General features: G+C 73.4%; 20 protein-coding genes. 12 read left to right on the forward strand and 8 right to left on the reverse strand.

What is annotated here, in order from left to right; genetic code table 11:
• The first annotated feature begins 38 nt into the window (after positions 1 to 38).
• On the forward strand, positions 39 to 1,391 hold the full coding sequence (locus QRN30_RS11215) for a hypothetical protein (RefSeq protein WP_056070902.1): 1,353 nt from the start codon (positions 39 to 41) through the stop codon (positions 1,389 to 1,391).
• A 13-nt stretch (positions 1,392 to 1,404) separates the two neighbouring features.
• Here the strand turns inward: QRN30_RS11215 and QRN30_RS11220 are convergent, their stop codons facing one another.
• Positions 1,405 to 2,784 carry an O-antigen ligase family protein gene (locus QRN30_RS11220; protein WP_017888797.1) on the reverse strand — a complete coding sequence of 460 codons (1,380 nt, stop codon included), beginning with the start codon at positions 2,782 to 2,784 and terminating at the stop codon, positions 1,405 to 1,407.
• A 66-nt stretch (positions 2,785 to 2,850) separates the two neighbouring features.
• On the opposite strand from QRN30_RS11220, the gene manA reads away from it, so the two are divergent.
• From manA to QRN30_RS11245, 5 genes are all read left to right on the forward strand, one after another.
• Positions 2,851 to 4,059: a mannose-6-phosphate isomerase, class I gene (gene manA / locus QRN30_RS11225; RefSeq protein WP_017888798.1), complete on the forward strand. Its 1,209-nt coding sequence runs from the start codon at positions 2,851 to 2,853 to the stop codon at positions 4,057 to 4,059.
• A gap of 139 nt (positions 4,060 to 4,198) precedes the next feature.
• Positions 4,199 to 5,161, forward strand: a complete 963-nt coding sequence (gene galE / locus QRN30_RS11230; RefSeq protein ID WP_031260600.1) for a UDP-glucose 4-epimerase GalE — start codon at positions 4,199 to 4,201, stop codon at positions 5,159 to 5,161.
• A gap of 188 nt (positions 5,162 to 5,349) precedes the next feature.
• On the forward strand, positions 5,350 to 5,682 hold the full coding sequence (locus tag QRN30_RS11235; protein WP_416354611.1) for a WhiB family transcriptional regulator: 333 nt from the start codon (positions 5,350 to 5,352) through the stop codon (positions 5,680 to 5,682).
• A gap of 175 nt (positions 5,683 to 5,857) precedes the next feature.
• A complete protein-coding gene (locus tag QRN30_RS11240) occupies positions 5,858 to 8,695 on the forward strand; it encodes a glycosyltransferase (protein ID WP_140449320.1) in 2,838 nt (945 codons plus the stop codon).
• On the forward strand, positions 8,692 to 10,101 hold the full coding sequence (locus QRN30_RS11245; protein ID WP_071252169.1) for a DUF5719 family protein: 1,410 nt from the start codon (positions 8,692 to 8,694) through the stop codon (positions 10,099 to 10,101). The genes QRN30_RS11240 and QRN30_RS11245 overlap by 4 nt, the downstream gene beginning before the upstream one ends.
• An 84-nt stretch (positions 10,102 to 10,185) precedes the next feature.
• Here QRN30_RS11245 and QRN30_RS11250 read toward each other — a convergent pair whose 3' ends face one another.
• A complete protein-coding gene (locus tag QRN30_RS11250) occupies positions 10,186 to 10,626 on the reverse strand; it encodes a metallopeptidase family protein (protein WP_017888803.1) in 441 nt (146 codons plus the stop codon).
• Positions 10,627 to 10,685: 59 nt separating this feature from the next.
• Between QRN30_RS11250 and QRN30_RS11255 the strand changes: the two genes are divergently transcribed.
• Together QRN30_RS11255 and ahcY are read left to right on the forward strand one after the other, a co-directional pair.
• The gene (locus QRN30_RS11255; protein ID WP_017888804.1) at positions 10,686 to 10,901 is read left to right on the forward strand and encodes a DUF3499 family protein; all 216 of its coding nucleotides are present in this window, start codon (positions 10,686 to 10,688) and stop codon (positions 10,899 to 10,901) included.
• A gap of 102 nt (positions 10,902 to 11,003) precedes the next feature.
• A complete protein-coding gene (gene ahcY, locus QRN30_RS11260) occupies positions 11,004 to 12,482 on the forward strand; it encodes an adenosylhomocysteinase (RefSeq protein WP_017888805.1) in 1,479 nt (492 codons plus the stop codon).
• Between the two features lie 115 nt (positions 12,483 to 12,597).
• Here ahcY and QRN30_RS11265 read toward each other — a convergent pair whose 3' ends face one another.
• Entirely contained in the window at positions 12,598 to 13,467 is an 870-nt protein-coding gene (locus QRN30_RS11265) for an RDD family protein (RefSeq protein WP_017888806.1), read from the reverse strand.
• Between the two features lie 42 nt (positions 13,468 to 13,509).
• On the opposite strand from QRN30_RS11265, the gene QRN30_RS11270 reads away from it, so the two are divergent.
• Positions 13,510 to 14,508 carry a stage II sporulation protein M gene (locus QRN30_RS11270; RefSeq protein ID WP_194589667.1) on the forward strand — a complete coding sequence of 333 codons (999 nt, stop codon included), beginning with the start codon at positions 13,510 to 13,512 and terminating at the stop codon, positions 14,506 to 14,508.
• A gap of 13 nt (positions 14,509 to 14,521) precedes the next feature.
• Here QRN30_RS11270 and QRN30_RS11275 read toward each other — a convergent pair whose 3' ends face one another.
• Genes QRN30_RS11275 through QRN30_RS11295 form a run of 5 tightly spaced genes read right to left on the reverse strand, consistent with a single transcriptional unit; the run spans position 14,522 to position 20,049 of the window.
• Positions 14,522 to 15,874, reverse strand: a complete 1,353-nt coding sequence (locus QRN30_RS11275; protein ID WP_194589666.1) for a DUF58 domain-containing protein — start codon at positions 15,872 to 15,874, stop codon at positions 14,522 to 14,524.
• Positions 15,874 to 16,881, reverse strand: coding sequence for an AAA family ATPase (locus tag QRN30_RS11280; protein WP_371831414.1), 1,008 nt, complete (start codon positions 16,879 to 16,881; stop codon positions 15,874 to 15,876). The genes QRN30_RS11275 and QRN30_RS11280 overlap by 1 nt, the downstream gene beginning before the upstream one ends.
• A 5-nt stretch (positions 16,882 to 16,886) precedes the next feature.
• Positions 16,887 to 18,158, reverse strand: a complete 1,272-nt coding sequence (locus QRN30_RS11285; protein WP_274008072.1) for a DUF4350 domain-containing protein — start codon at positions 18,156 to 18,158, stop codon at positions 16,887 to 16,889.
• Positions 18,155 to 18,796 (reverse strand): DUF4129 domain-containing protein, encoded by a 642-nt coding sequence (locus QRN30_RS11290; RefSeq protein ID WP_056070922.1) that lies wholly within the window; start codon positions 18,794 to 18,796, stop codon positions 18,155 to 18,157. Before QRN30_RS11290 ends, QRN30_RS11285 begins: the two co-directional genes overlap by 4 nt.
• Positions 18,793 to 20,049: a glycerophosphoryl diester phosphodiesterase membrane domain-containing protein gene (locus QRN30_RS11295; RefSeq protein ID WP_284761096.1), complete on the reverse strand. Its 1,257-nt coding sequence runs from the start codon at positions 20,047 to 20,049 to the stop codon at positions 18,793 to 18,795. Before QRN30_RS11295 ends, QRN30_RS11290 begins: the two co-directional genes overlap by 4 nt.
• A 331-nt stretch (positions 20,050 to 20,380) precedes the next feature.
• On the opposite strand from QRN30_RS11295, the gene mtrA reads away from it, so the two are divergent.
• The 3 genes from mtrA to QRN30_RS11310 are packed head-to-tail and all read left to right on the forward strand — an operon-like array spanning position 20,381 to position 24,449.
• The gene (gene mtrA / locus QRN30_RS11300) at positions 20,381 to 21,055 is read left to right on the forward strand and encodes an MtrAB system response regulator MtrA (RefSeq protein ID WP_017888813.1); all 675 of its coding nucleotides are present in this window, start codon (positions 20,381 to 20,383) and stop codon (positions 21,053 to 21,055) included.
• Between the two features lie 5 nt (positions 21,056 to 21,060).
• Positions 21,061 to 22,767 (forward strand): MtrAB system histidine kinase MtrB, encoded by a 1,707-nt coding sequence (gene mtrB / locus QRN30_RS11305; RefSeq protein ID WP_017888814.1) that lies wholly within the window; start codon positions 21,061 to 21,063, stop codon positions 22,765 to 22,767.
• Positions 22,767 to 24,449 (forward strand): LpqB family beta-propeller domain-containing protein, encoded by a 1,683-nt coding sequence (locus QRN30_RS11310; protein ID WP_052481756.1) that lies wholly within the window; start codon positions 22,767 to 22,769, stop codon positions 24,447 to 24,449. The genes mtrB and QRN30_RS11310 overlap by 1 nt, the downstream gene beginning before the upstream one ends.
• Positions 24,450 to 24,479 lie beyond the last annotated feature (30 nt).

Raw genomic sequence — 24,479 nt, forward strand, 5'->3', positions numbered from 1 at the left:
GTATCGACGATGCGTGATGAGCGATCTATCCTCACCGAATGGACGTCGCGCGCAGGGTCGTCGGCGTCCCGCTCGTCGCGGTCCTCGTCGGCCTGCTCACGACCGCACTGGCCTGGTACCGCCTCGGTCCGGTGGCGCGGAACACCGTCTGGGCCGAGGACGGCGGCGTGTTCCTGCGCGAACGGATCGCGATGGGGCCCGTCGACACGCTGCTGCACCCCTACGCCGGCTACCTGCACCTGCTGCCCAGGCTCATCGTCGACCTCGGCTACGCGCTGCCGCCCGAACGGTACGCGCAGGTGGTGGCACTGGCGTCCTGCGCGGTGGTCGGCGGGGTCTGCGCCCTGGTGTTCGTGCTGTCCCGCGACGTCGTCCGCCCGTGGCCGTTCCGGCTGGTGCTCGCCGCCGTCCCCGTCGTCCTGCCGCTCGCCCCGTACGAGATCAGCGGCAACGCGGCGAACCTGCACTGGTTCCTGCTCGTCCTGGTGCCGTGGGTCTTCACCTTCCGCAGCCGCTCCTGGTGGGGCGCGGGCGCGCTCGCCGTGGTCGCTGGTGTCGCCGTGCTCACCGAACCCCTCACCGCACTGTTCGCGCCCCTGCTGCTCCTCGCGTGGACGCCCCGAGGCCGAACGCCCGGCTCATCCGGCCGGTGGTCCGCGCTGCCCGTCACGGTCGTCGTGGTCGTCGCCCTGGCCGCGCAGGGCGTCACGGCCCTGACGAACCCGCGTGCCCTGGCCACGGGGTCGCCGGCGGTCGTGGACGTGCTCGCCGGGTACCTGTTGCGTCCCGTGGCGGGTGCCTGGGGTCCGGACCTCGGCGCCGCGCTGACGGCGGTGGTGGAGCACGGCTGGGCCGTGGTCCTGGTCCCCGCCGCCCTGCTGCTGGTCGTCCTGGTGGCGGCCGTGGTCGTCGGGCCGACAGGCACCCGGTGGATGGTCACGGCACTCGCCGCCGGTTCGGTCGCGGTGTGGTGGGTGGCCGTCCTCGCCAACCACGGCGCCGGCGTCCGCTGGTCCGCGCCGGTGAGCGCGATGGCCGCCCTGCCGCCGCAGCGCTACGCCGCCGCTGCCGGCCTGCTGCTCGTGAGCGCCGCGGTGGTCGCCGCCGCAGCGCTGGTGGACGCGCCCCGCTGGTCGCGTGTGGCGGCACGGACAGGAGGCGCGGGTCGCCTCGTCGGCGCGCTGGCCGGTTGGTGCGTGGTCACCGCCGTCGTCGCGTCGGCCGTGCTGCACGTCGCGCCGGCGGACACGCGGCGCAGCGACGGCCCGGTGTGGGCCGGGCAGCTGCCGGCGGCGGTCGAGGCGTGCGACGCGGACCCGTCGCTCGAGGTCGCCCGGGTGCGGTCGAACCCGTGGTCGTCCCCGGTGGCGTGCTCCTGGCTGTCGCGCTGAGGGAGCGCCCGGGTCAGCGCGTGCCGGCCCAGCGGAACTCGCGCTTGGCCAGCGGCGTGCGGGGGCCGTCGCCGGTGGACACGGGTTCCTCGCCGGTCAGCACGATGCGGGTCTTGATCGCGAGCAGGGCGAAGAGCACCCAGTTCCCCTGGTAGAGCAGGCGGGACTCGGCGACGGACTGCACGAGCAGCGCGACGACGACCAGGAGCGGCAGGAGCGACACCGGGTCGAACGACCGCGGACGCAGCGTGGCGTCGTACCCGATGCGGGTCGCGCAGGCCCACGAGCGCGACAGCGTCGTCACCACGTAGATCGCGAAGAGCACCAGGCCGATGATGCCGGTCTGCATCCAGACGTCCAGGTAGGCGTCGTGGGCCTGCAGGTAGGTGACACCCTTGCGGTGCGCCAGGTCGGCGAGCGTCGGGATGCCGGGCCACCAGTACCCGATCCATCCCCAGCCACCCACGGGGTGCTGGTCGATCAGCCCGAGCACCTTGCCCCAGATCTCGCCCCGACCGGTGGCGTCCGAGCCCTTGCCGAGCAGCTCGGAGACCGGACCACGCAGCACGGCCGCGGCGACGGCGACGACGATCGCGCCCACCGCGAGCAGCAGGTAGCGCGGGGTGCGGCGCTCGGTCGGCACACGGCGCATCCACACCGCGACCAGGGCGACCACGGCGACCACGAGGGCAGCGGCGATGACCGTCGACGAGCGGGTGAGGACGAAGCCGAGTGCGGCGACGAGGAGCCAGCCGATCGCTTGGTTCCGGCGGATCCGGCCCTCGGCGAACTGCACGGCGACCACGATCGCGACGAGCAGGGCGACCATGGCGAGCAGGTTCGCGTTGCCCGGCAGGCCCTGGATCCGACCACCGGTGAAGAGCTCGGCGCGCGAGAAGTAGAACGCGTCGGGGACGTCGCGGTCGCCGTAGTCGGTCCAGATCGGCGCGATCGGGTGGCGGACGAACACCGCGACGACGGCTTCGAACAGCAGCGAGAGCATCAGGACCCAGCGGAGCGCGAGGCTCATGGCGTCGGTGATCCGCCGCCACGTCAGGGTCGAGGCGATCGTGAACGCCACGGCGGCGCAGATCACCTGCACGGTCAGGCTCGAGATCGTCGCGAACCGCCAATGCGACCAGACCAGCGTCACCAGGCACCAGCCGAGGAACGCCCAGAGCGCCCAGGGGGTGCGGACGAGCGGCGGCTTCGCCCGGACCAGGATCGTGGTGCCCCAGGCGGCGACGAGGGCCCAGAGGACACCGGCCCCGACCCAGGTGAGGGTGTTCGGCACGGCGTCGCCCGCGAACAGCACGAACAGGGTCGTCGCCCCGAAGGCGAACGCCTCGCGCTCCGGTACGGCCCCGCGCGCCAGCGGCCAGGTGTTCGTCACGACGCCAGGGTACCGGCCGGTCGCCGTCCGCAGGACTCCCTCGGCGGCGCCGGTAGGCTCTGGCCCATGTTCCTCGGCATCACGAACACCCCCCGCGACTACGCCTGGGGCTCGGTCACCGCGATCCCGGAGCTCCTCGGCCGCACCGTCACGGGTGCCCCGCAGGCGGAGCTCTGGCTCGGCGCCCACGCCGGCAGCCCCAGCGTCGTCGTCAACCCCGCCATGGTGGGCGGAGCCGACACGCTCCGCGACTGGATCGCCGACGAGCCGGAGACCGCCCTCGGTCCGGACCGCACCGACCTGCCGTTCCTGCTCAAGGTGCTCGCGGCGGCCGCACCGCTCTCGCTGCAGGCGCACCCCACCCCGGAGCAGGCGGCGGAGGGCTTCGCCCGTGAAGAGCGCGAGGGCATCCCGCTCGACGACCCGGCTCGCAACTACAAGGACCCGTTCCCGAAGCCCGAGCTCGTCGTCGCGCTGAGCGAGCGGTTCGAGGCGCTGAGCGGCTTCCGCCCCGTCGAGGAGACCCTCGCCGAGGTGCGCGTGCTCGACGCCGGCACCGGACGGCTCGGTCCGCTCGAGGTGCACCTGCTGCACGGGCTCGAGGACACCGTCCGCTGGCTCGAGACCGCCGACGAGTCCGCACTCGCCGTGGTGCAGGCCGCGAGCGACCTGGCCGTCGCCCTCGACGACGACCTGCTCACCCCGAACACCGCGACCGTGCGCGACCTGGCGACCAGCTGGCCGGGCGACCCCGGCACCGTGGTCTCCCTGCTCATGCACCGTGTGACGCTCGGTGCGGGGCAGGCGATGTACCTGCCCGCCGGCAACATCCACGCGTACCTCGACGGGCTCGGCATCGAGCTGATGGCGCCGTCGGACAACGTGCTGCGCGGCGGGCTGACGCCGAAGCACGTCGACGTGCCGGAGCTCCTGCGGGTGCTCGACTTCACCGCGTACCCGGCCCCGGTCCTCGAGCCGGAGCGCATCGCCGGCGGCGTCGACCGGTTCGCACCGGACGGCGTCGGCTTCGCGCTGCTGCGGGTGGACGGCGACGGCCGCCCGGCCGGCCTGAGCACGGGCGGGGTCGCGCCGCTCGTCGGACCGTCGATCGCGATCTGCACCGAGGGCGTCGTCACGCTCGTCGGCGCGCAGTCGGCCACCCTGCTCCGCAAGGGCGAGTCGTGCTTCATCACGCCGGACGAGGGCGACGTGACCGTCGAGGCGGACTCGTCCGACGGCATCACGTCGACGGTGTTCATCGCCACCGGCGCCTAGGACCGGCGCCCAGGACCGGCGCCCAGGACAGGCGTCCTGGCCGGGGACGCCGTCGCGGAACCGGCGCGGAACCGCACGCGGCGGCGCGGACCCGCACACCGCCACCGTGGCGTCGCCGACGTCCGCTAGCGTGGCGAGCATGAGTTGGCTGGTCACCGGCGGTGCCGGGTACATCGGGTCCCACGTCGTCCGAGCACTGCGCTCGGCCGGCATCGACACGGTCGCGTTCGACGACCTCTCGAGCGGCTTCCGCGCGTTCGTGCCGGACGACGTGCCGTTCGTCGAGGGCACGATCCTCGACGGGGAGCTCGTGGCGCGCACCCTGCGCGAGCACGAGGTCACCGGCGTGGTTCACGTCGCGGGGTTCAAGTACGCCGGCGTCTCCGTCGAGCGCCCGCTGCACACCTACGAGCAGAACGTCACCGGCATGGCGACCCTGCTCCGCGCGATGGCCGAGACCGGCGTCACCAAGGCGGTCTTCTCGTCGAGCGCGGCGGTCTACGGCACGCCGGACGTCGAGACCGTGGTCGAGTCCACCCCGAAGAACCCGGAGTCGCCGTACGGCGAGTCGAAGCTCATCGGCGAGTGGCTGCTGCGCGACATGGAGGTCGCCGCCGGATTCGCCACCACGTCGCTCCGGTACTTCAACGTCGTCGGCTCGGGGGAGCCCGACCTGTACGACGCCAGCCCGCACAACCTGTTCCCGCTGGTCTTCGACGCGCTGCTCGCCGGCCGGACCCCGCGGATCAACGGCGACGACTACGCCACCCCGGACGGCACCTGTGTCCGCGACTACGTGCACGTGGCCGACCTGGCGCACTCGCACGCCGTGGCCGCACGGAAGCTCGAGGCCGGGGAGCCGCTCGAGCGTGCCTACAACCTCGGCAGCGGCGACGGCGTGAGCGTCCGGCAGATCATGGACGCGATGGCTGCCGGCACCGGGATCGCCTTCGACCCCGAGATCGCACCGCGGCGCCCCGGCGACCCGGCCCGCATCGTCGCGACCGGCGAAGCCGCCGCCCGAGACCTCGAGTGGGCGATGCGGCACTCCCTGGACGAGATGGTCTCGAGCGCGTGGGAGGCCCGCCGCAGCGCCTCCTGAGCGCCTGAGGACGAGTCAGTTGTCCCCCGGAAGGCCCACCCGAGCGGCGCGACACGCCCAAACGGGGGACATGACACGCTGGAGCGGTCAGTGCCTTCTATGATCCGCGACTTGACTCAGGCGAATGACACCGCTGTAATTACAGGCAACGGCCGCAAGAGTTGGGGTTCGTTGTCGAGGCGGCAGGGGTGATCAGGGTGAACGGTTCCGAGTTCCACGCCGGAGTTCCGGAGGACTGGCACGTCGATCCCGTGGCGCTCGGCGTCCCCGGGGTCCGACGTCCCGAGGTGGACGACGAGGAGAACCCGCTCGCCTGGCAGGTCGACTCGCTGTGCGCACAGACCGACCCCGAGGCGTTCTTCCCCGAGAAGGGCGGCTCCACGCGCGAGGCGAAGAAGATCTGCACCTCGTGCGAGGTCCGGGCGCAGTGCCTCGAGTACGCGCTCGAGAACGACGAACGCTTCGGCATCTGGGGTGGCCTCTCCGAGCGGGAACGCCGCAAGCTGCGGAAGCGCGCCTGAGCGGTCACGGCGCGCCAGCGCCGTGCGAGGGCGCGCCGAGGAGCCTGCGACGAGGACGCCGGGACCAGCCGTTCTCCGCCCGTCCCGCACCGCGCGGTGAGCGCGTCCACAGCTTCACGGCGCGCCGCCGCCCGCAGCCGACACCGCGCCTCCAGACCGTAGAGTGACGCCCGTCATGCAGCCCAGAGTCACCGCGATCCTCGTCGCCGCCAACGGGGCGGCCCACCTCGACCGGACCCTGGACGCGCTCGCCGCCCAGACCCGCCACCCCGAGAACCTCGTGGTCGTCGACGTCGGCACGACCGACGGATCGACCGCCGAGCTGTCCTTCGGTGGGTCCGCGCAGCTCGTCCGCCTCCCGGCGGGCCGGTCGTTCGGTGACGCCGTCCGGCAGGGCGAGCGCAGCGCGCCGCCCGCCGCGACCGACGAGCCGGTCGACGAGTGGCTGTGGATCCTCGGCCACGACAACGCGCCGGCACCGACCGCGCTCGCCGACCTGCTGGGCGCCGTCGAGATCGCGCCGTCGGTCGTCGTCGCCGGTCCGAAGCTCGTCGCCGACGACGATCCGTCGCTGATCCGCGCGTTCGGCGAGAGCATGACCCGCTTCGGCCGCTCGATCGTCCTGGTGCAGGACGAGCTCGACCAGGGCCAGCACGACCGCAACACCGACGTGCTCGGCGTCACCGCCGGCGGCATGCTCGTGCGTCGCTCGGTCTGGAACGAACTCGGCGGGTTCGACCCGGCACTGCCGGACGTCGACGCGGCGCTCGACTTCTCGGTCCGGGTCCGCCTCGCCGGACACCGCGTGGCCCTCGTGCCCGAGGCCAGGGTCACCAGCGCCGGGCCGATCGAGGAGTTCGGGCGCAAGCGTGTGTCCGAGGCGCGGCGCGTCCGGATGCACCGGCAGGCGCAGCTGCACCGTCGGATGACGTACGCCCCCGTCGCGCTCGTCTGGCTGCACTGGCTCACGCTCGTGCCCTTCGCCGTCGGCCGCGCCCTGGGGCACCTGGTCGCGAAGCACCCAGCCGCCGTGGTCCCCGAGCTCTCCGCCGCGTTCGCGGTCGCGTTCGGCGGCGGCACGGGCCGTGCACGCAAGAACCTCGCCCGCACGAAGCAGCTCGGCTGGGCGGCCGTCGAACCGCTCCGGGTGAGCTGGCGTCGGGTGTACGAGCACCGCACCACCTCGCGCGACGTCGAACTCGCCCGCGTCGAGGACGCCCCGATCGCCAGGGCGTCGTTCCTCGGCGACGGCGGGATCTGGGTGGTCCTGGCCGCCGCGGCGCTCAGCGTCGTGACGCTCTACCCGCTGCTCGGCTCGCCGGCCCTGACCGGCGGGGGACTCCTGCCGCTCTCCGCGACCCCCGGTCAGCTCTGGCAGAACGTCGGGTACGGCTTCCACTCGCTCGGCACCGGCTTCACCGGCCCGTCCGACCCCTTCACCGCGGTGCTCGCCGTGCTCGGCTCGATCGTCTTCTGGTCGCCGTCCACCGCGGTCGTGCTCGTCATGCTCGTCGCGTTCCCGCTGTCCGCCCTCGGTGCCTGGTTCGCGGTCCGCAAGGTCACGACCCGCACCTGGGTGCCGGTCATCGGCGCGTCGCTCTACGCCATCGCCCCGTCGCTCGTCGGCGCGGTGACGACCGGGCACCTCGGCGCCGTGATCGCGCACCTGGTCCTGCCGTGGCTGTTCGTCGCCGTGCTCGAGGCGCACCGCTCGTGGGCCTGGGCCTCGGGTGCGTCGCTGCTGTTCGCCGTGGTCGCCGCCTCGGCTCCGTCACTGCTGCCGGTCCTGCTGATCGGCTGGCTCGTGGCGCTGCTGGTCGGCTGGCGCCGGGCCCACCGTCGCGTGTTCATCCCGGTGCCGACCGCGGTGCTGTTCCTGCCGCTGATCCTGGCGCAGGCGGCACGCGGCAACCTGCTCGCCGTGTTCGCCGACCCCGGGGCGCCGTCCGCGACCCGGGCACCGTCCGCCCTGCAGCTGGCCATCGGGCAGCCCCTGCCCGACTGGAGCGGCTGGCTGCCCGCGACCTCCGGGCTGACGCTCGTCGTCGGGGCCCTGCCGATCGTGATGGCCGTCCTGGCACTCCCGGTCGCCGTCGCCGCGATCGGGGCGGTGCTCGGCCACCGCTGGGCGGTCGCCGGATCCGCGCTCGTCATCGCGCTCCTCGGCTTCGCCACGGCCTTCGCCGCCACCCACGTCACCGTCACCGGTGTCGGTTCGACCACCACCATCGTCTGGCCCGGCAGCGGGTTGTCCGTGTACTGGCTCGCCCTCGTGGTGGCGGCGTGCATCGGCATCGACGTGCTGCCGAAGGCCGCCCCGGTCACCGGACTCGTCGCGACCGTGCTCGCCGGGATCGCCGTCGCGCCGGCGTTCGCGGCGTTCTACCTCGGCACCGCCACGATCGAGCCGACCACGGGCCGCGTGCTCAGCGCCTACGTGAACGCCGAGGCCCAGGCGAACCCCGACGTCGGCACGCTCGTGGTCGTGCCGCAGGACGACGGGTCGCTCGCCGTCACGCTCGAACGCGGGCAGGGGTCCACCCTCGACGACCAGTCGACGCTCGACGCGACCGCGCTCCGGCTGAGCGAGTCCGGCTCGCGGCTGACCACGCTCGCGGGCAACCTGGCCAGTCGCAGCGGGTACGACCCCCGGCCGGCGCTCCGCGAACTCGGCGTGAGCTTCGTGCTCATCGACGACGCGGGCGACGACCCCGAGGCGCAGACGGTGCACGACCGGGCCGCCGGTGCCATCGGCCAGAACGCGCTCTTCACCAGCATCGGCGAGACCACCAACGGGCAGCTGTTCCACTACGACGGCGAGGTCGACCGCACGCGCTCCGGCTCCGCGGCGACCCAGGCCACCCACGTGCTGTACCTCGTCGTGCTCGGCGTGGTCTTCGGCGCCGCGGCCCTGCTCGCGGTCCCGACGGCCCCGCGCCGCCGCCGTGCCACCTCGAACGTCATCGAGGCCGAGGAACCCGCCACCACCTTCGACGAGGAGCGCGACGAATGAGCACCACCCCCTCCTCCGTCCGGCGCTGGATCGTCCGCGGCACCGCCACGGCCGTCGCCGTCGTCGTCGCGGCGGGCGCCGTCACCGCGGCGCACGCCATCGGCACCGAGTCGGAACCCGGCCGACCCGCCGGGCGCACCGTCACGCCGGTCCCCGCCGCCGCCGAACGTGTCTGCGCCGGCAGCGCACTGCGTCTGTCCGACGACGCGGGCAACGACGCGACGCAGGCGAGCACCGTCGGCACCGCCACCGTCGCGACCGCGACGACCGGTTCCACGGTCGAGCGGTCCGCGCTCGACGCCTCGACCACCGGCGGCAGCGACCCCCGGCTCCTGACGGCGCCAGCGGGGGAGACGACCCCGCAGGTCGCGGGCAGCAGCTTCCAGAGCGTCTCGAGCGGCGACCTGGTGGGGGCCGGAGCGGCCTCGTGCGACGACCCCACCCAGTCCACGTGGCTCGTCGGCGGATCGACCGAGACCGGTCGCACGAGCCTCGTGACGCTCTCGAACCCGACGGACGTCAACGCCACGGTCGACCTGGCGATCTACGACGGCGACGGGACGGTCAGCGCCCCCGGGACCACCGGCATCGTCGTGGCACCGAACACGCAGAAGGTCGTCCCGCTGTCGGGCTTCGTGTCCGACGCCGCGTCGACGGTCGTGCACGTCACGTCGTCCGGTGGGCAGATCGTCGCGCACATGCAGGAGACCGTCGTCCGCACCCTGACCCCGGGCGGCTTCGACATCGTCTCCGGCGGCGCTGCGCCGTCCCGGTCCCAGGTCATCCCCGCCGTCGTCCTCGCCGACGCGCAGGCCGCCCAGCGTGGTGATGACACGGCCGACGCGGCACCGGTCGTCCGACTGTTCGTGCCGGGCACGAAGTCGGCCCGCGTCACCCTCGGCATCAGCACGGCCGACGGCGGCGGCACGACCGTCAACGCCACCGCCGAGCCCGGCGTCGTGACCGACGTCCCGCTCGACGACTTCCCGGACGGCCGGTACTCGTTCACCGTCACGTCGACCCAGCCGATCGTCACCGGGGCGCGCACCACGACGCCCACCGACGGCACCAGCACCGGCACCGACCTCGGGTGGTTCGCCTCCGCCGAGCCGCTCGGCGACGAGACCATCACCGCCATCGCGCCGGGCGAGGGTGTGCGGCTGAACTTCGTGAACCCCACGAGCGAGGACCGCACGGTCACGGTGCGGTCGGGCGACGAACGACGCACCCTGACGCTCCTGTCCGGCGCCACCGGGACACTGTCGGTGCCGACGGCGAAGCAGCTCACGCTGACCGGCACCGACGGCGTCGTCGCGGGGGTCACGTACCGCGGCGCTGACGGGATCGCCGGGTTCCCGGTGCGCCCGGCCACCGACGTCTCCACACCGGTGCGCGTCTACCCCTGACGGGTGGTGCCAGCGGCCCGGGTGGTCGGCACGGTGCGGTCGGTCCGGCTCACCGGCGGGTCGGCGCGGTGCGGCCGGTCCGCTTCACCAGTGTCGGTAGCGGTCCGGTGCCAGGTCCCACGGGTCCTTGCCGATCAGCTCGCCCACCGCGCGGAACACCGCGGTCTCGATGATGATGCGGCGGTCGGAGTCATCCTTCTCGGGGCTCCGGTTCACCCGCTCCACGGGGATGCGGAACACGGTCACGCGGCGGGTGTCACGGTCGATGCGCCAGCGTGGCATCTCGTCCGGCAGGGTCTGGTCGCTCGGCATGTCCGCCACCTGGAAGACCACGCCCGCGAGTTCCTCGGGCCACAGGCCGAGCAGGTAGTGCGCACTGTCACCGACGATGCGGTCGAACGCCTCGGCGCGGGTGATGATCGGCGCGAGTTCGGGTCCGGTGACGCTCGAACGCCCGCCACGGCCGTGCCGGGAGCGCCCCCGACCGCGGTCGACCGGGGTGACGAGGCGAGGCTTCCGACGCATCCCCACATCGTACGCGGGGACGGGTGCACGCCGGACGCTCCGCTAGGCTCCCTGACGACATGGACGTGCGGATCTGCAGCAAGGTGGCGTGTGCCAACAGCGCTTCGTCGACCCTGACGTACGACTACGGCGACTCCATGGTCGTCATCGGTCCGCTGTCGACCCGGGTCGAACCGCACGGTTACGACCTCTGCGCCCGCCACGCGGCCACCCTGCGCGTCCCGCGCGGCTGGCAGGTGGTGCGGCGCGAGCCGCTCCCGCGCGACGCGGACTGACGGCGCGCGTCCGCGACGTGGGTGGGGGCGATCTGGAGGCCCGGGGAACGTGACCGGGATCGGCTGGTGACCCGCGCCTCCCGGCATGGAAGACTGACGGGCATGCCCACCGAAACCCGCACCGCTGCTGTGTTCCGCGTCGCCGACCTGTCCCTCGCCGAGGCAGGCCGGCACCAGATCCGCCTCGCCGAGAACGAGATGCCGGGCCTGATGTCCCTGCGTGACGAGTTCGCGGCGGCGCAGCCGCTCGCCGGCGCGCGCATCGCCGGGTCCCTGCACATGACGGTGCAGACCGCCGTGCTCATCGAGACGCTCGTCGCCCTCGGCGCCCAGGTGCGCTGGGCCAGCTGCAACATCTTCTCCACCCAGGACGAAGCCGCCGCAGCCGTCGCCGTCGGACCCACCGGCACCCCGGACGCCCCCGCCGGCGTCCCGGTGTTCGCGTGGAAGGGCGAGACGCTCGAGGAGTACTGGTGGTGCACCAGCCGCATCTTCGACTGGAGCGACGAGGCCGCCGCGGCCGGAGCCGACTGGACCGGCCCGAACCTGATCCTGGACGACGGCGGCGACGCCACCATGCTCGTGCACACCGGCGCCGACGCCGAGGCCGCCGGTGCCGCCCCGGTCGCCGAGCCGGACGCCAGCGCCGAGTGGAAGATCGTGCTCGACACCGTCGCGCGGTCGCTCGAGACCTCGTCCGACCGCTGGACCCGCATCGCGGCCGACATCCAGGGCGTCACCGAGGAGACCACGACGGGCGTGCACCGTCTGTACGAGCTGTTCCGGAACGGCGAGCTGAAGTTCCCGGCGATCAACGTCAACGACTCCGTGACGAAGTCGAAGTTCGACAACAAGTACGGCATCCGGCACTCGCTGCCCGACGGTCTGAACCGCGCCACCGACGTGCTCATCGGCGGCAAGGTCGCCTTCGTCGTCGGCTACGGCGACGTCGGCAAGGGGGCGGCCGAGGCGCTCCGCGGGCAGGGCGCCCGCGTCATCGTCAGCGAGGTCGACCCCATCTGTGCGCTGCAGGCGGCGATGGACGGCTACCAGGTCGCGCGCCTGGCGGACGTCGTCGACACCGTCGACATGGTCATCACGTGCACCGGCAACCTGGGCGTCGTCGGGGTCGACGAGATGCTCGGGCTGAAGCACCTGGCGATCGTCGCGAACGTGGGGCACTTCGACAACGAGATCGACATGGCCGGGCTCGAGGCGCTGCCCGGCGTCTCGAAGGTCGAGATCAAGCCGCAGGTGCACGAGTGGCGGCTGCCGACCGGACGGTCGATCCTGGTGCTGTCCGAAGGGCGGCTCATGAACCTCGGCAACGCGACGGGCCACCCGTCGTTCGTGATGAGCAACTCGTTCACGAACCAGGTGCTCGCGCAGATCGAGCTGCACACCCGGCGCGACGAGTACCCGACCGGCGTGTACGTGCTGCCGAAGCACCTGGACGAGAAGGTCGCGCGCCTGCACCTCGACGCCCTCGGGGTGCAGCTGACGTCGCTGCGTCCGGAGCAGGCCGCGTACATCGGTGTCCCCGTCGAGGGCCCCTTCAAGCCGGACCACTACCGCTACTGAGCTCGGCGTTCCTGCGCTCCCGCACGACACCGGTGTTCGCACGTTGCACCCCGGCACGCGGGTGTTCAGCGCGCGAACACCGGTGTCTTGCGAGCAGCCCGCGCCGCGCGCTGCGTCAGCGGGGGAAGCCCGGCGGGCGCGCCGACGCCGTGGACCCCGCTGCGGTGAGCAGCTCGGCGCGGGCGCCCAGCGCCCGGACGTCCCGACGACGACGCAGCACGACGACCCCGGCCAGGAACACCTCGGGCGGCACGGGCGGCACGGGGTGGGCGAACGCCGACACCTCGGCCGCGAGCGACTGCGCCGCTGCCTCGCGCAGTTCCGGTCGCATCAGCGCCGCCCCGCGGAAGAACGCGCCGAGCCGGTTCTCCAACCGCTGCGGCAGCGCCGAGACGTCCGCGACGCCGGCCCACGCCGCCAGTTCCGGTGGCAGGAGCACCTCGGGGTCGCGCTGTTTCGGCAGGCGCTCGTGCTGCACGATCGTGCCTGCGAGCAGGTCCCCGAGGCGCCTCGGCCGGGTGCCGAACAGCGCGACGAGCAGGGCGACCGACCCGAACGTCATCCAGAGCTCGAACAGGCCGACGAGCGACCGGGTGAAGGCGTGCCGGAACCCGATCGAACCGCCGTCGAGCCGGACCACCCGGGTGCCGGTGGCGAACCGTCCGACGCTCCGCCCCTTCGTCACCGTCTCGACCGCGGCGGGGACCAGCACCAGCACGACGACGAGCAGCACGATGTTCAGCGCAGCACCCCAGGCGGGTTCGAGGCCCCTCGGCCAGAGTCGTGCGACCCCGAACATCGCGAGCACGAACAGGACGAGGACGCACAGGCCGTCCAGCAGGGCCGCTGCGAGCCGCAGCACGAGTCCGGCGGGTTGGACGTCGAGCGCGACACCCTCGCCCACCACGAGCTCGTCGGCGGTCTCGTCGAGATCGCGCGAGAACCGGGCGTCGGCGAGGTCACGCGGCGTGCGGGGCTTCGGCATGGGATCATTCTGTCGGAGATCGCGCGACCTGAGGGGGAACTCGTGGACCTGGATGCCTACGCCGAGGTGCATCGTGACCGGTGGCAGGAGCTCGACCGGCTGGCGCGTGCCCGGCACCGGTCCGGTGCGGACGTCGACCGGCTCGTCGCCGGCTACCAGGAGGCCGCCACCGACCTCGCCCGCATCCGCGGTGCCGCACCGCGCACCGTGACCGGCGACCGGCTCTCGCTCACGCTGTTCCGCGCCCGACTGCGCTTCACCGGCACCCCCGTCGACCCGCTGACCGCGGTCGCACTGTTCTTCACGCGGCAGCTCCCCGCGGCGCTCTACCGGATCCGCTGGGTGACCATCTGGGTCGCGCTCGCGACGGTGGCGATCGGGGCGATCGTCGCGATCTGGATCACCACGACCCCCGGTGCGACGGCGACCTTCGGCAGCGACGAGGCCCTGCGCCGGTACGCCACGCAGGACTTCGTCGACTACTACTCGAACCGCGGTCTCGGGGCGTTCACGGCGCAGGTCTGGACGAACAACGCGTACATCGCCGCGACGATGGTCGCCTTCGGGATCACCGGGGTCTTCGTGCCGTTCTCGATCATGCAGAACGCCGTCAGCCTGGGGGTGTCCGCGGCGATCATGCACTCCCAGGGACGCCTGGCCGACTTCTTCCTCTACATCTCCCCGCACGGGCAGCTGGAGCTCTACTCGGTCTTCCTGGCCGGTGGCGCGGGGCTGATGATCTTCTGGTCGTGGGTGGCACCGGGCCCCGGTCGCACCCGCGCCCAGGCCCTCGCCGAGGACGGCCGGGCACTCATCACCATCGCGATCGGCCTGACCCTGACCCTGCTGCTGTCCGGCATCGTCGAGGGCGTGGTGACGCGGCAGGACTGGCCGTGGCCGATCAAGATCGGCATCGGCACGATCGCCCTGGTCGCGGTGCTCGCGTACCAGTGGGTGCTCGGCGGTCGCGCCTACCGGGCGGGGGAGCGCGGCGACCTCGAGGAGTTCGAGCGCGGCTCCACCGCCCTGGTGGCGGGCTAGGGCCTGCCCCGGTTCAGAGTCGGCCGGAGGCCTTCGCCCGGATGTAGGCGTCGGCGACGAGCGGCGGGACGTCCGCCGGCGCGCCACGGACGACCTCGGCGCCGGATCGGCGTGCGACGTCGGCCGCTCCGTCCGCGTCGAGCAGCGTGCGTTCCGCGGCGGCGCGTCGGTAGACGTCGCGCTCCGCGCCGGTGGGGAGGCCCGGCACCCGTCCGCCCCGCGCGGTGCGGATCGACGTGGTCGGGTCCACCCCGCCGTGTGCCATCCGCTCGACGGCCGGGTCCTCGATGCTCGTCACGACCACCGCGTGCCGTCGTGACAGCCGGGGGAGCACGGCGAGCAGGTCACCCGAGGCACCGACGGAGTCCAGGCTCGAGGCGAGGACGACCAGTGCGCGCGAGGTCGTGATCGAGTCGACGAGTGCGGGCACGGACGCCCAGTCGGTCGCGGCGAGCCCGGGTTCGGCCATCGCGAGTGCTTCGCCGAAGCGCTGCACGACGTCGGTGCGGGTGGCGCCGTGCACGCGGTCGTGCGCGGTGTCGTCGAGGACGACCAGGTCGACCCGGTCACCGGCGGCGGCAGCGAGCGCGCCGAGGAGCAGCGCCGACTCGATGAACGTGTCGAGCCGTGGCTCGTCGGCGACACGGCCGGCACCCGCTCGCCCCGCGTCCACCACGACGACGACGCGCCGGTCGCGCTCCGGCCGCCACGTGCGGACGACGAGGTCCTGTCGCCGAGCGGTCGCCCGCCAGTCGATGGAGCGCACGTCGTCGCCGCGGACGTAGTCGCGCAGCGAGTCGAACTCGGTGCCGTGCCCGCGGAGCTGCAGGGTGGTCTCGCCGTCGAGCTCGCGGAGCCGTGCCAGGCGTGACGGCAGGTGCCGCCGCGACCGGAAGGGCGGCGTGACGACGAGTTCGCCCGGTGCTGCCACGACCCGCTGGCGCGCCGCGAGGCCCAGGGGGCCGAAGGACCGCACGGCGACCCCGGTGGTGCGACGTCGGCCGCGGCGGAACGGTGTGAAGCGCATCTGCGCCGTCCGTCGCTCCCCGCCGGGCACCGTCATCCGGATCCGCCGGGGGCGGTGGCCGGCCGACGGCTCCCACATGTCGCGGACCACGCCACGGACCGTCCGGGTCCCGTCGTTCGCGAGCACGAGCGTGCCGTCGGCGGTGCTGTCACGTCGGGCGAGCCGCGGCATCCGGCGTTCCACCCGGACCCGGCGCAGGTCGGCGGCGAGCAGGACGTCGAGCACGGCGGCGAGCAGCACCACCCCGACCCACGCCAGGCCCGCCCACCCGCTGCCGAGCAGCACGGTGGGGACGAGGGCGACGGCGAGGAGCGCGACGAACCGACCGGAGACCGCCACTAGATCGGCACCCGCACCTGCTCGAGCACCTGCTGGAGCACGCCGTCGGCGCCGACGCCCTCGAGCTCGGCGTCCGCGGCGACCCGCAGGCGGTGCCGCCAGACCGGCAGGGCCATCGCCTGCACGTGGTCCGGGGTGATCGCGTCGTAGCCGGTGAGCCACGCCCAGGCCTTCGCGGCCGCGAGCAGGGCCGTCGCGCCACGGGGACTGACGCCGACCCGGACCGAGGGCGCCTGACGCGTGGCCCGGGCCAGGTCGACGATGTAGGCGAGCACGTCGTCGCGGGCACCGACGCCGCGGACTGCGCGCTGCGCCCGCACGACCTCGTCGACGCCGACCACCGGGGTGATGCCGGCCGACCGCACGTCGCGCGGGACGAACCCGTCGGCGTGGCGTCGGAGCACCTGCCACTCGACGTCACGCGGGGGGATGTCGAGGGTCAGCTTCATCAGGAACCGGTCGAGCTGTGCCTCGGGGAGCGTGTACGTGCCCTCGAACTCGATCGGGTTCATCGTCGCGGCGACGAAGAACGGGTCGGGCAGCGCACGGGCGTCGCCGTCGACGCTGACCTGGCGTTCCTCCATCGCCTCGAGCAGGGCCGACTGGGTCTTCGGGGGCGTCCGGTTGACCTCGTCGGCGAGCAGGACGTTGGTGAACACGGGGCCCTCGCGGAACGGGAACGTGCCGGTCGACGCGTCGTAGACGAGCGATCCGGTGACGTCGCCGGGCATCAGGTCGGGCGTGAACTGGATGCGCTTCGTGTCGAGCGTCATCGCGGCGGCGAGGCTGCGCACGAGCAGGGTCTTGGCGACACCCGGGACGCCCTCGAGCAGCACGTGCCCCTGGGCGAGGAGGCCCACGATCATGCCGGAGACCGCGCCCTCCTGGCCGACGACGGCCTTGGCGACCTCGGTGCGGACCCGGCCGAACGCGTCGCGCAGATCGGTGCCGGCGGCGCTCGAGTGGTCGGGCTCCGCCGCGGCGTGCTCGGTGGTGGCAGGGGGCAGGTCGGTCACGGTCGTGCTCCTGGTCGGTCGGGGTCAGAGGTCGGGTGGTCGCCGGAGGTCACCCGGCGGACGGCGCGTTCGAGGTCGTCGAGCGCCGCGGTGCCGTCGACGAGCGCGCGGTCGTCGTCGGTGGTCCCGCCGACGAGCACGGCGCCGACACGGGTGTGCGGCATGCCGGTCGCCTGCGCAGCGGCGCGGACGACCTCGTCGACGTGGGCGGAGCGGGGGAGCCCGAGCAGCCGGGCGATCCGTCGGACGGCGGCGACGCGCAGGGTGTCCAGCGCGTGGGTGCGGTCCCGCGTGCGGGCGTACATCCGGGCGCGTCCCTCGGTCGTCTCGGCGGCCCGGACGACGACGGGCAACCGCTCGACGACGAGCGGGCCGAGGCGCCGACCACGCCAGACGCCCGCAGCCACGGCGACGAGGGCGAGCAGGGCCAGGGCACTCGGCACCCACGGCGGGGCGAGCTCGCCGAGGGTCGGAGCGGCGTCGGGTGTCCCGACCGTCGGGGTGTACCAGACGAGCCGCTCGTCGCCGCCGAGCAGCCCGAGGGCCAGCGCGGCGTTCCCTGCGGTGGCGATGGTGTCGTTCCGGAACGCCGAGGTGGTGCCGACCAGCGTCACGTCACCGCCCGGGGTGGTGGTGCGGACGAGACCCCAGACGCGGGAGTCGCCCGCACCGGTCGGCGCGCACCGCTCGGCGCTCTCGTCCTGCACGGTGTACCCGGAGCCTGCGGTCGTGACCCGCGCTGCCGAGGCCGCCGCGGGGATCCCGCACGAGGTCGTCGAGACGGTGGCGTTGCCGTCGATCTGGCCGGGCGGGTCGATCGGGAAGCCGAGCAGCGCGTCGAGGCCGGCGCCGCTCGTCCCCACGACCACGACGTGCCGGGCGGTGCGCGCGATCCGTTCCGCGACGGCGGGGTCGAGCGCGCCGTCGGCGTCGTCGATGAACACCGTGCCGCCGTCGAGCGCGCCGGTGCCGTCGAGGGTGTCGGTCACGGTGACCGCGGTGCCGCGCTGCTCGAGGACGCGCACCAGGGCGGCGGATCCGCTCGCCGTCGTCGAGGTCGGGTCGAGTGCGCGCGGTGCGCCCTTCTCGGTGCCCTGCACGACCGCCGTCAGGGCGGCGAGCAGGACCCCGACCAGGACGATCACGACCCAGAAACCGAAGCGGAACCGGCGTCCCTCGGCCGGACCGGAAGCCGGATCCGAGGCCGGAGCCGAGGCCGGGGCCGAGGCCGGGGCGGCGCTCGTCCGGGTGGCGGTGTCGGCCGTCATGCCGGCACCACCGGTGCCTCGACCCGCGCCGGGCGGGCCTGTCGGACGGTCTGCTCGGTGTCGAGCACGCGGAGGGCGGTGTCCTGGTCGGCCTCGGCACCGAGGTACCGGACCGCGTCGAAGGACGTCGCCGCGGCGTCGAGCGCACCGGCTGACGCGGGGAACGGCACGGCGCCGCGTGCGGCGATCGTGCGGGCGGTCGCACCGGGCACGTCGGGCACCAGGTCGCGCTCACCGAGTCCGCGGGCGATCGCGCGGAAGCCGTCCAGCACCGCTGCCGACCAGTCGGCGCGGCGCACTGCGGCCTGGGCCGCCTCGAGGAGTTCGCGGGCGGAGCGCAGGTCGTCGGCGTCGAAGACCCCGCCGGTGTCGCCGTCGCCGGCCCGGGCGCGCCGTCGGGGGAGCCCCCGCGCGACGACGACGAGCACGACGACCGCGACGAGCACCACGATCGCGATCACCAGCGCGGTGCGGGCCGCGGCGGGGGAGTCGAGACCGTCGGCGCGGAGCGAGCCGAGCCAGTCGAGGAAGGACCGCGAGGCACGGTCCCACCACGTCGGCTGGGCACCGTCGTAGGCGGACCGGTCGAGTTCGCGTTCGAGCAGACGACGCGCCTCGTCCGGGTCGACCGCCGTCACGCGTTGCCGTTCGGCGGCGACTGGCCCGGACCCTGCTGCCAGGGCGGCTGCTGCGACTGGGACTGCGGCTGTTGCTGCCCCGGCTGCCACGGCTGCTGGGTGGGGTGCCACTGCGGTTGCTGCTGCTGTGCGGGTTGCCACTGCGGTTGCTGCTGCCCGGACCACTGCTGCTGCCCCGGCCACTGCTGCTGCTGCTGCGCCTGCCACTGCTGGCCGCCCCACTGCTGCTGCGGGGGCCACGGCGGCCGCGCGACGGGCTCGGACGGCGCGAACGGGTCGGTCGGCTGCCCGGAGTCCAGGTGCGACGCGATCCGCTGGTCCAGGGCCTCGGTGCGGATCCGCCGGTCGATGGCCAGGAACGTGGTGACCGACGCGCTCAGGACGTCGGTGATGCACTGCACCGCCATCGCGAGCAGGCTGCCGATGACGATCGCGATGACCGCACCGGCGCCGGCGCCCGACGGACCGCCGGTCTGCCCGAGCGGGTCGAACGTGCCCCCGACGAGCACGGTGCCGACGGTGAGCGGGATCGACGCGATGGACGCCGCGAAGCCGAACATCAGCTGCACGAGCAGCAGGATGCCGAAGGTCCGCCAGAAGGCCCCGCGGGTCAGGCGCCACGACTGGGCGGCAGCGGCGAAGACCGGTCGGCCCTCGAGCGCGATCGTCGGGACGGTGAACACGAAGCGGATGCCGAGCCACACGACGACGACACCGAGCCCGAGCACGAAGAGCACGAGCGCCAGCACGAACCAGCCGGTCCCGGAGCCGGCGGCACCGATCGTCGCGAAGACCCCGAAGAAGACGAGCCCCGCGACGATCGCGATGACGACGCCGGCCGCGGTCTGCACGAGCATCCACGCGACGACCGGCCAGCGGCGTCCGGCCAGCAGCGCCCACAGCCCGCGGAACGTGGCGCGGCGGCCGAGCACCCGCTGCCCGGTGTCCGCGGCGACCGGCGCGACGAGGAACCCGCGACCGAGGTAGGCGAGGAAGGGCAGCCCGATCGACATGAGCGCCGTGAGCGTCAGCGTGCCCGCGGCCACCGAGCCGGCGCCACTGCCGCCGTCGAGGGCGGAGAACATCCGCGACTGCAGTGCCTGCTGCCCGAACGTGCTGGCCAGCGTCGACAGCAGGCCGAGTACACCGCTCAGCAGCACGCTCCAGAGCAGCAGCACGCGGGCGTTCCGACGGAAGACCGTGAACGCGCCGGCCAGGACGTCGCCGAGACCGAGCGGGCGCAGCGGGATCACCGGACGCGAGCCGCCGGACGGACCGCCCGGTCGCCCCGGACCCGACCCCGGGGCGGGCTGCGGCGGCACCGAGAAGCGGGGCGGGCCTCCTGGCTGGGGTCCGGGTCCCTGTGTCGGTCCGGACGCCGGCGGTGTCGGCGCACCCTGCTGCCCACCGCCCGGTGTGTGCCAATCGGACATGACTCCAGCCCCCTCGTCGTGTCGGACCGTGCCAGCGATGCACGTCCCACCCCCATCCTGTCGGAAAACCCCGCGCGGCGGGGCCTCGGCTATCGTGTGGGGACACGTGCCGACCACGGCACTCCCGCACGCCACCCGGAGTCCAGATCACATGACACCGCGCATCCTCGTCGTCGACGACGACCAGGCCCTCTCCGAGATGATCGGCATCGTGCTCCGCTCCGAGGGGTACGAACCCGAGTTCAGCGCCGACGGCAACGACGCCGTCGACGCGTTCCACGCCACCAAGCCGGACCTCGTCCTGCTCGACGTCATGCTGCCCGGCATCGACGGCATCGAGGTGTGCAAGCGCATCCGTGCCGAGAGCGGCACGCCGATCATCATGCTCACCGCGAAGAGCGACACCGCCGATGTCGTCCTCGGGCTCGAGAACGGCGCCGACGACTACGTCGTGAAGCCCTTCAACCCGAAGGAGCTCGTCGCGCGCATCCGCACCCGGCTGCGGCCCAGCGCATCCGACGCCACCGTGCTGCACGTCGGCGACGTCACGGTCGACGTCGCCGGGCACGAGGTGCGCCGCGGCGACACCGTGATCGCGCTCACGCCGCTCGAGTTCGACCTGCTCCGGGCGCTCGCCGAGAAGCCCAACCAGGTCTTCACCCGCGAGATGCTGCTCGAACAGGTCTGGGGCTACCACTACAAGGCGGACACCCGGCTGGTGAACGTCCACGTGCAGCGGCTCCGCGCGAAGATCGAGCACGACCCGGACAACCCGAAGACCGTCACCACGGTGCGCGGCGTCGGGTACCGCGCCGGAGGAGCCTGAGCACCGTGCCGCCCTCGACGCGCCCGTCGGGCCCGGCCCGCGGTGTCAGCGGCGCCACGGTCTCGATCGGTGTCGTCGACCGTGGCCGTCGCCGGATGCGGCGCTGGCTCCGACGGGGCTGGCGCCCGATCGCGTACCTGTGGCGGCGCTCGCTCATGTTCCGCTCGGTCGCCATCACCGTGATGACGACGGGGCTCGCGGTGGGGATCATCGGCACCGCGGTCATGGTGAGCATCTCGACGAACGTCTACTCGCAGCGCCGTGACCAGATCGAGTCGGAGTCGGCCCGGGCCACCATCGTCGCCCAGGGGATCTTCGACGCGGCGACCGCGGCCGAGGACAACAACCAGTCCGAGCTCGAGACCCTGCAGAACGAGGCGCAGCAGGCGATCCTGTCGAACACGACGAGCCCCGGCGGGACGAGCATCGCGATCGAGCGGAGCCCGGGCCAGTCCACCCCGCAGACGCTGCAGACCATCGCCAGCCAGGACTTCCCGGACGCGGTGATCACCGACGACCTGCGGAAGGAAGTGGGGCAGAACACCGGTCGGCTCAGCCTGCAGCCCGTCCAGCTCGACGACGACGGGCGCCGCGTGCCGGGGCTCGCCGTCGGGTCAACCCTGCAGATCCCGAGCGCCGGGCAGTACGAGCTCTACCTGGTCTACGACCTCTCGGACGCGCAGCAGACCCTGGACTTCGTGTCCCAGACGCTGTCCATCGGCGGTGTGGCGCTCATGGTGCTCATCGCCCTGGTCACCTCGCTCGTCGTCCGGCTCGTCGTCGTGCCGATCCGCGGTGCCGCCGAGACGAGCCGGAAGATCGCCGCTGGTCGCCTCGACGAACGCATCCCGGTGCGCGGCCAGGACGACCTGGCGACCCTGGCGCGGAGCTTCAACGGCATGGCCGAGGCGGTCAGCCGCCAGATCACCCAGCTCGCCGAGCTCTCGCGCGTGCAGCAGCGGTTCGTCTCCGACGTCTCGCACGAGCTCCGCACCCCGCTCACCACGATCCGGCTCGCCGGCGACATGCTCTACGACTCCCGGCACGCGTTCGAACCGTCGGTCGGTCGGTCCGCCGAGCTCCTGCACGCCCAGGTGGAGCGCTTCGAACTGCTCCTCGCCGACCTGCTCGAGATCTCCCGCTACGACGCCCAGGCGGTCCAGCTCGACACCGCGCCCGTCGTGCCGGCGTCCATCGCCGCGGACATCGTCGACGAGTTCCGTCCGCTGGCCGAACGCGCCGGCATCGACCTGCAGCTCGCCACGCCCGGCGGCCACACCACCATGCGGCTCGACGCCAAGCGCGTCCGCCGGATCCTCCGCAACCTGGTCGGCAACGCGATCGAGCACGGCGACGCCAAGCCCGTGCAGGTCGTCGTCGACAGCGATGCGCGCACCGTCGCCATCGCCGTCCGTGACCAGGGGGTCGGCATGCCGCCGGAGGACGCTGGACGGGTGTTCGACCGTTTCTGGCGCGCCGACCCGAGCCGCAAGCGCACCATCGGCGGCACCGGGCTCGGTCTCGCGATCAGCCTCGGCGACGCCAAGCTCCACGGTGGCCGCATCGACGTGTGGTCCCGGCCGGGCGAAGGGTCGACGTTCGTGCTGACCCTGCCCCGCAACGAACAGGGGACGACCGCCACCTCGGCCATCCCGCTGCCCGAACTCGACGAGTCGTACGACGGCCCCCGCGCCGTGCGAGAGGAGTCCTGATGCGCCACCGGATCCGCCACGTCCTCGCCGTCGCGCTCGCCGCGGTCAGCCTGTTCGCGGTCACCGCCTGCGCAGCGATCCCCACCGACGGCGCCGTGCGCACCGGGCAGACCATCAAGGACGAGTCGCTCTCGGGCGTCGACTTCCGGCCGGACAAGCCGATCACCGGATCCGACCAGACGGCCATCCTCCGCGGGTTCATCGCCGCGGCCACCGGCGCCCAGGACAACTACGCGATCGCCCGGCAGTTCCTGGCGGACGACTTCGCCCAGCGGTGGAACCCGCGGCAGGGCGTCACGATCCGCGACGGCAGCGGCACCGTCGAGCGCGCCGACGACCGTGAGCTCACGTACACGATGACGGCCAGCGCCACCGTGGACGCCGAGGGGGAGTACACCCAGGCCGTCCGCCCCACCTCGTCGACGCTGACGTTCCAGTTCGTCCGCGAGGACGGCGAGTGGCGCATCGCCTACGCCCCGGACGGCATCATCCTGTCGCCGGTCAGCTTCGAGTCGGTGTTCCAGCCGCACGCGCTGTACTTCTACGACCCCACCTACCGCTTCCTCGTGCCCGACCAGCGCTGGTTCCTCGCCCGGTCCTCCACCAGCACCCGCATCGCCAGCGCCCTGCTCGCCGGTCCCGCCGACTGGCTGAAGGGCGCCGTCGTCTCGTCGTTCCCGGAGGGCACCCAACTGTCCCTCAACGCGGTGACGATCGACAGCGGCACGGCCCTCGTCGACCTGTCGAGGGACGCCCTGGGCGCGAGCACCATCGACAAGGTCCGGATGCGCGAACAGCTCAGCAAGTCCCTCGCCTCGGTCGCCACCATCTCGTCGGTGTCGATGACGATCGAGGGCGCGACGCTGTCGGTGCCGGACTCCGGGGGAGCGGACGCCCAGCAGAACCCCGACGTCGACCCCAGACCCCTGGTCGAACACGACGGCGTCGTCGGCTACGCAGCCTCGGGCACCGGCAAGGTCGCCGAACTCGGCAGCGGCGTCGGTGCGGCGATCGCCGGCCTCGACCCGACCTCGATCGCCCTGTCGGCATCCGGCACCACCGCGGCCGTCGGCAACCGGGACGGCGCCGTCGTCGTGCGCGGCAAGGACCGCCTGCGCGTCGACGCACGCGAGGACCTCGTCGCCCCCGCCGTCGACGACCTCGGCTTCGTGTGGGTCGGAGAACAGTCCGACACCCGCCGCATCACCGCGTACGGCCTCGGCGGCGACCCGCACGAGGTCCGCACCACCCTGCCGCGCGGCGACCTCGTGTCGTTCCAGGTGTCCCGCGACTCCACCAGGGCGCTCGCGCTCATCGAGACCGCCGACGGACCCGGCCTGTACGTGATGGCGATCATCCGCGGGTCCGACCGGTCACCCAGCTCGTTCGGTGCCCCCGTCCGGGTGCAGGCCGCCAGCGGCACCGCCGTCGACGCCACGTGGGTGAACGACACCGACGTCGCCTCGGTCGGACAGACCACCAGCGGCCCGAACATCGTGCGCACGACCATCGGCGGCAAGTCGAGCACCCTGCCGAAGCCCGACGGCCGCGCGACCGCGATCAGCGGGGGCAGCGGCGGGGCGCTGCTGCTCCGGATGTCGAGCGGTGACGTCCTGCAGTCCACCGGTGGTGGCTGGGACACGACGGGCGTCACCGCCGACGTGCTCGGCGTCCAGCGCTGACGGCACCCTCCTCCACACCGCACCCGGCCT

The organism is Curtobacterium sp. MEB011, from assembly GCF_030209655.1.
GTDB lineage: Bacteria > Actinomycetota > Actinomycetes > Actinomycetales > Microbacteriaceae > Curtobacterium > Curtobacterium poinsettiae.

What these genes read in the sequence shown, in the direction of transcription:
- galE (WP_031260600.1), top strand. Translation starts at nt 4,199, where the DNA reads ATGAGTTGGCTGGTCACCGGCGGTGCCGGGTACATCGGGTCCCACGTC.
- QRN30_RS11265 (WP_017888806.1), bottom strand. Translation starts at nt 13,467, where the DNA reads ATGCCGAAGCCCCGCACGCCGCGTGACCTCGCCGACGCCCGGTTCTCG.
- QRN30_RS11240 (WP_140449320.1), top strand. Translation starts at nt 5,858, where the DNA reads ATGCAGCCCAGAGTCACCGCGATCCTCGTCGCCGCCAACGGGGCGGCC.
- mtrA (WP_017888813.1), top strand. Translation starts at nt 20,381, where the DNA reads ATGACACCGCGCATCCTCGTCGTCGACGACGACCAGGCCCTCTCCGAG.
- QRN30_RS11255 (WP_017888804.1), top strand. Translation starts at nt 10,686, where the DNA reads ATGGACGTGCGGATCTGCAGCAAGGTGGCGTGTGCCAACAGCGCTTCG.
- QRN30_RS11245 (WP_071252169.1), top strand. Translation starts at nt 8,692, where the DNA reads ATGAGCACCACCCCCTCCTCCGTCCGGCGCTGGATCGTCCGCGGCACC.
- QRN30_RS11215 (WP_056070902.1), top strand. Translation starts at nt 39, where the DNA reads ATGGACGTCGCGCGCAGGGTCGTCGGCGTCCCGCTCGTCGCGGTCCTC.
- QRN30_RS11310 (WP_052481756.1), top strand. Translation starts at nt 22,767, where the DNA reads ATGCGCCACCGGATCCGCCACGTCCTCGCCGTCGCGCTCGCCGCGGTC.
- ahcY (WP_017888805.1), top strand. Translation starts at nt 11,004, where the DNA reads ATGCCCACCGAAACCCGCACCGCTGCTGTGTTCCGCGTCGCCGACCTG.
- QRN30_RS11285 (WP_274008072.1), bottom strand. Translation starts at nt 18,158, where the DNA reads ATGACGGCCGACACCGCCACCCGGACGAGCGCCGCCCCGGCCTCGGCC.
- manA (WP_017888798.1), top strand. Translation starts at nt 2,851, where the DNA reads ATGTTCCTCGGCATCACGAACACCCCCCGCGACTACGCCTGGGGCTCG.
- QRN30_RS11250 (WP_017888803.1), bottom strand. Translation starts at nt 10,626, where the DNA reads ATGCGTCGGAAGCCTCGCCTCGTCACCCCGGTCGACCGCGGTCGGGGG.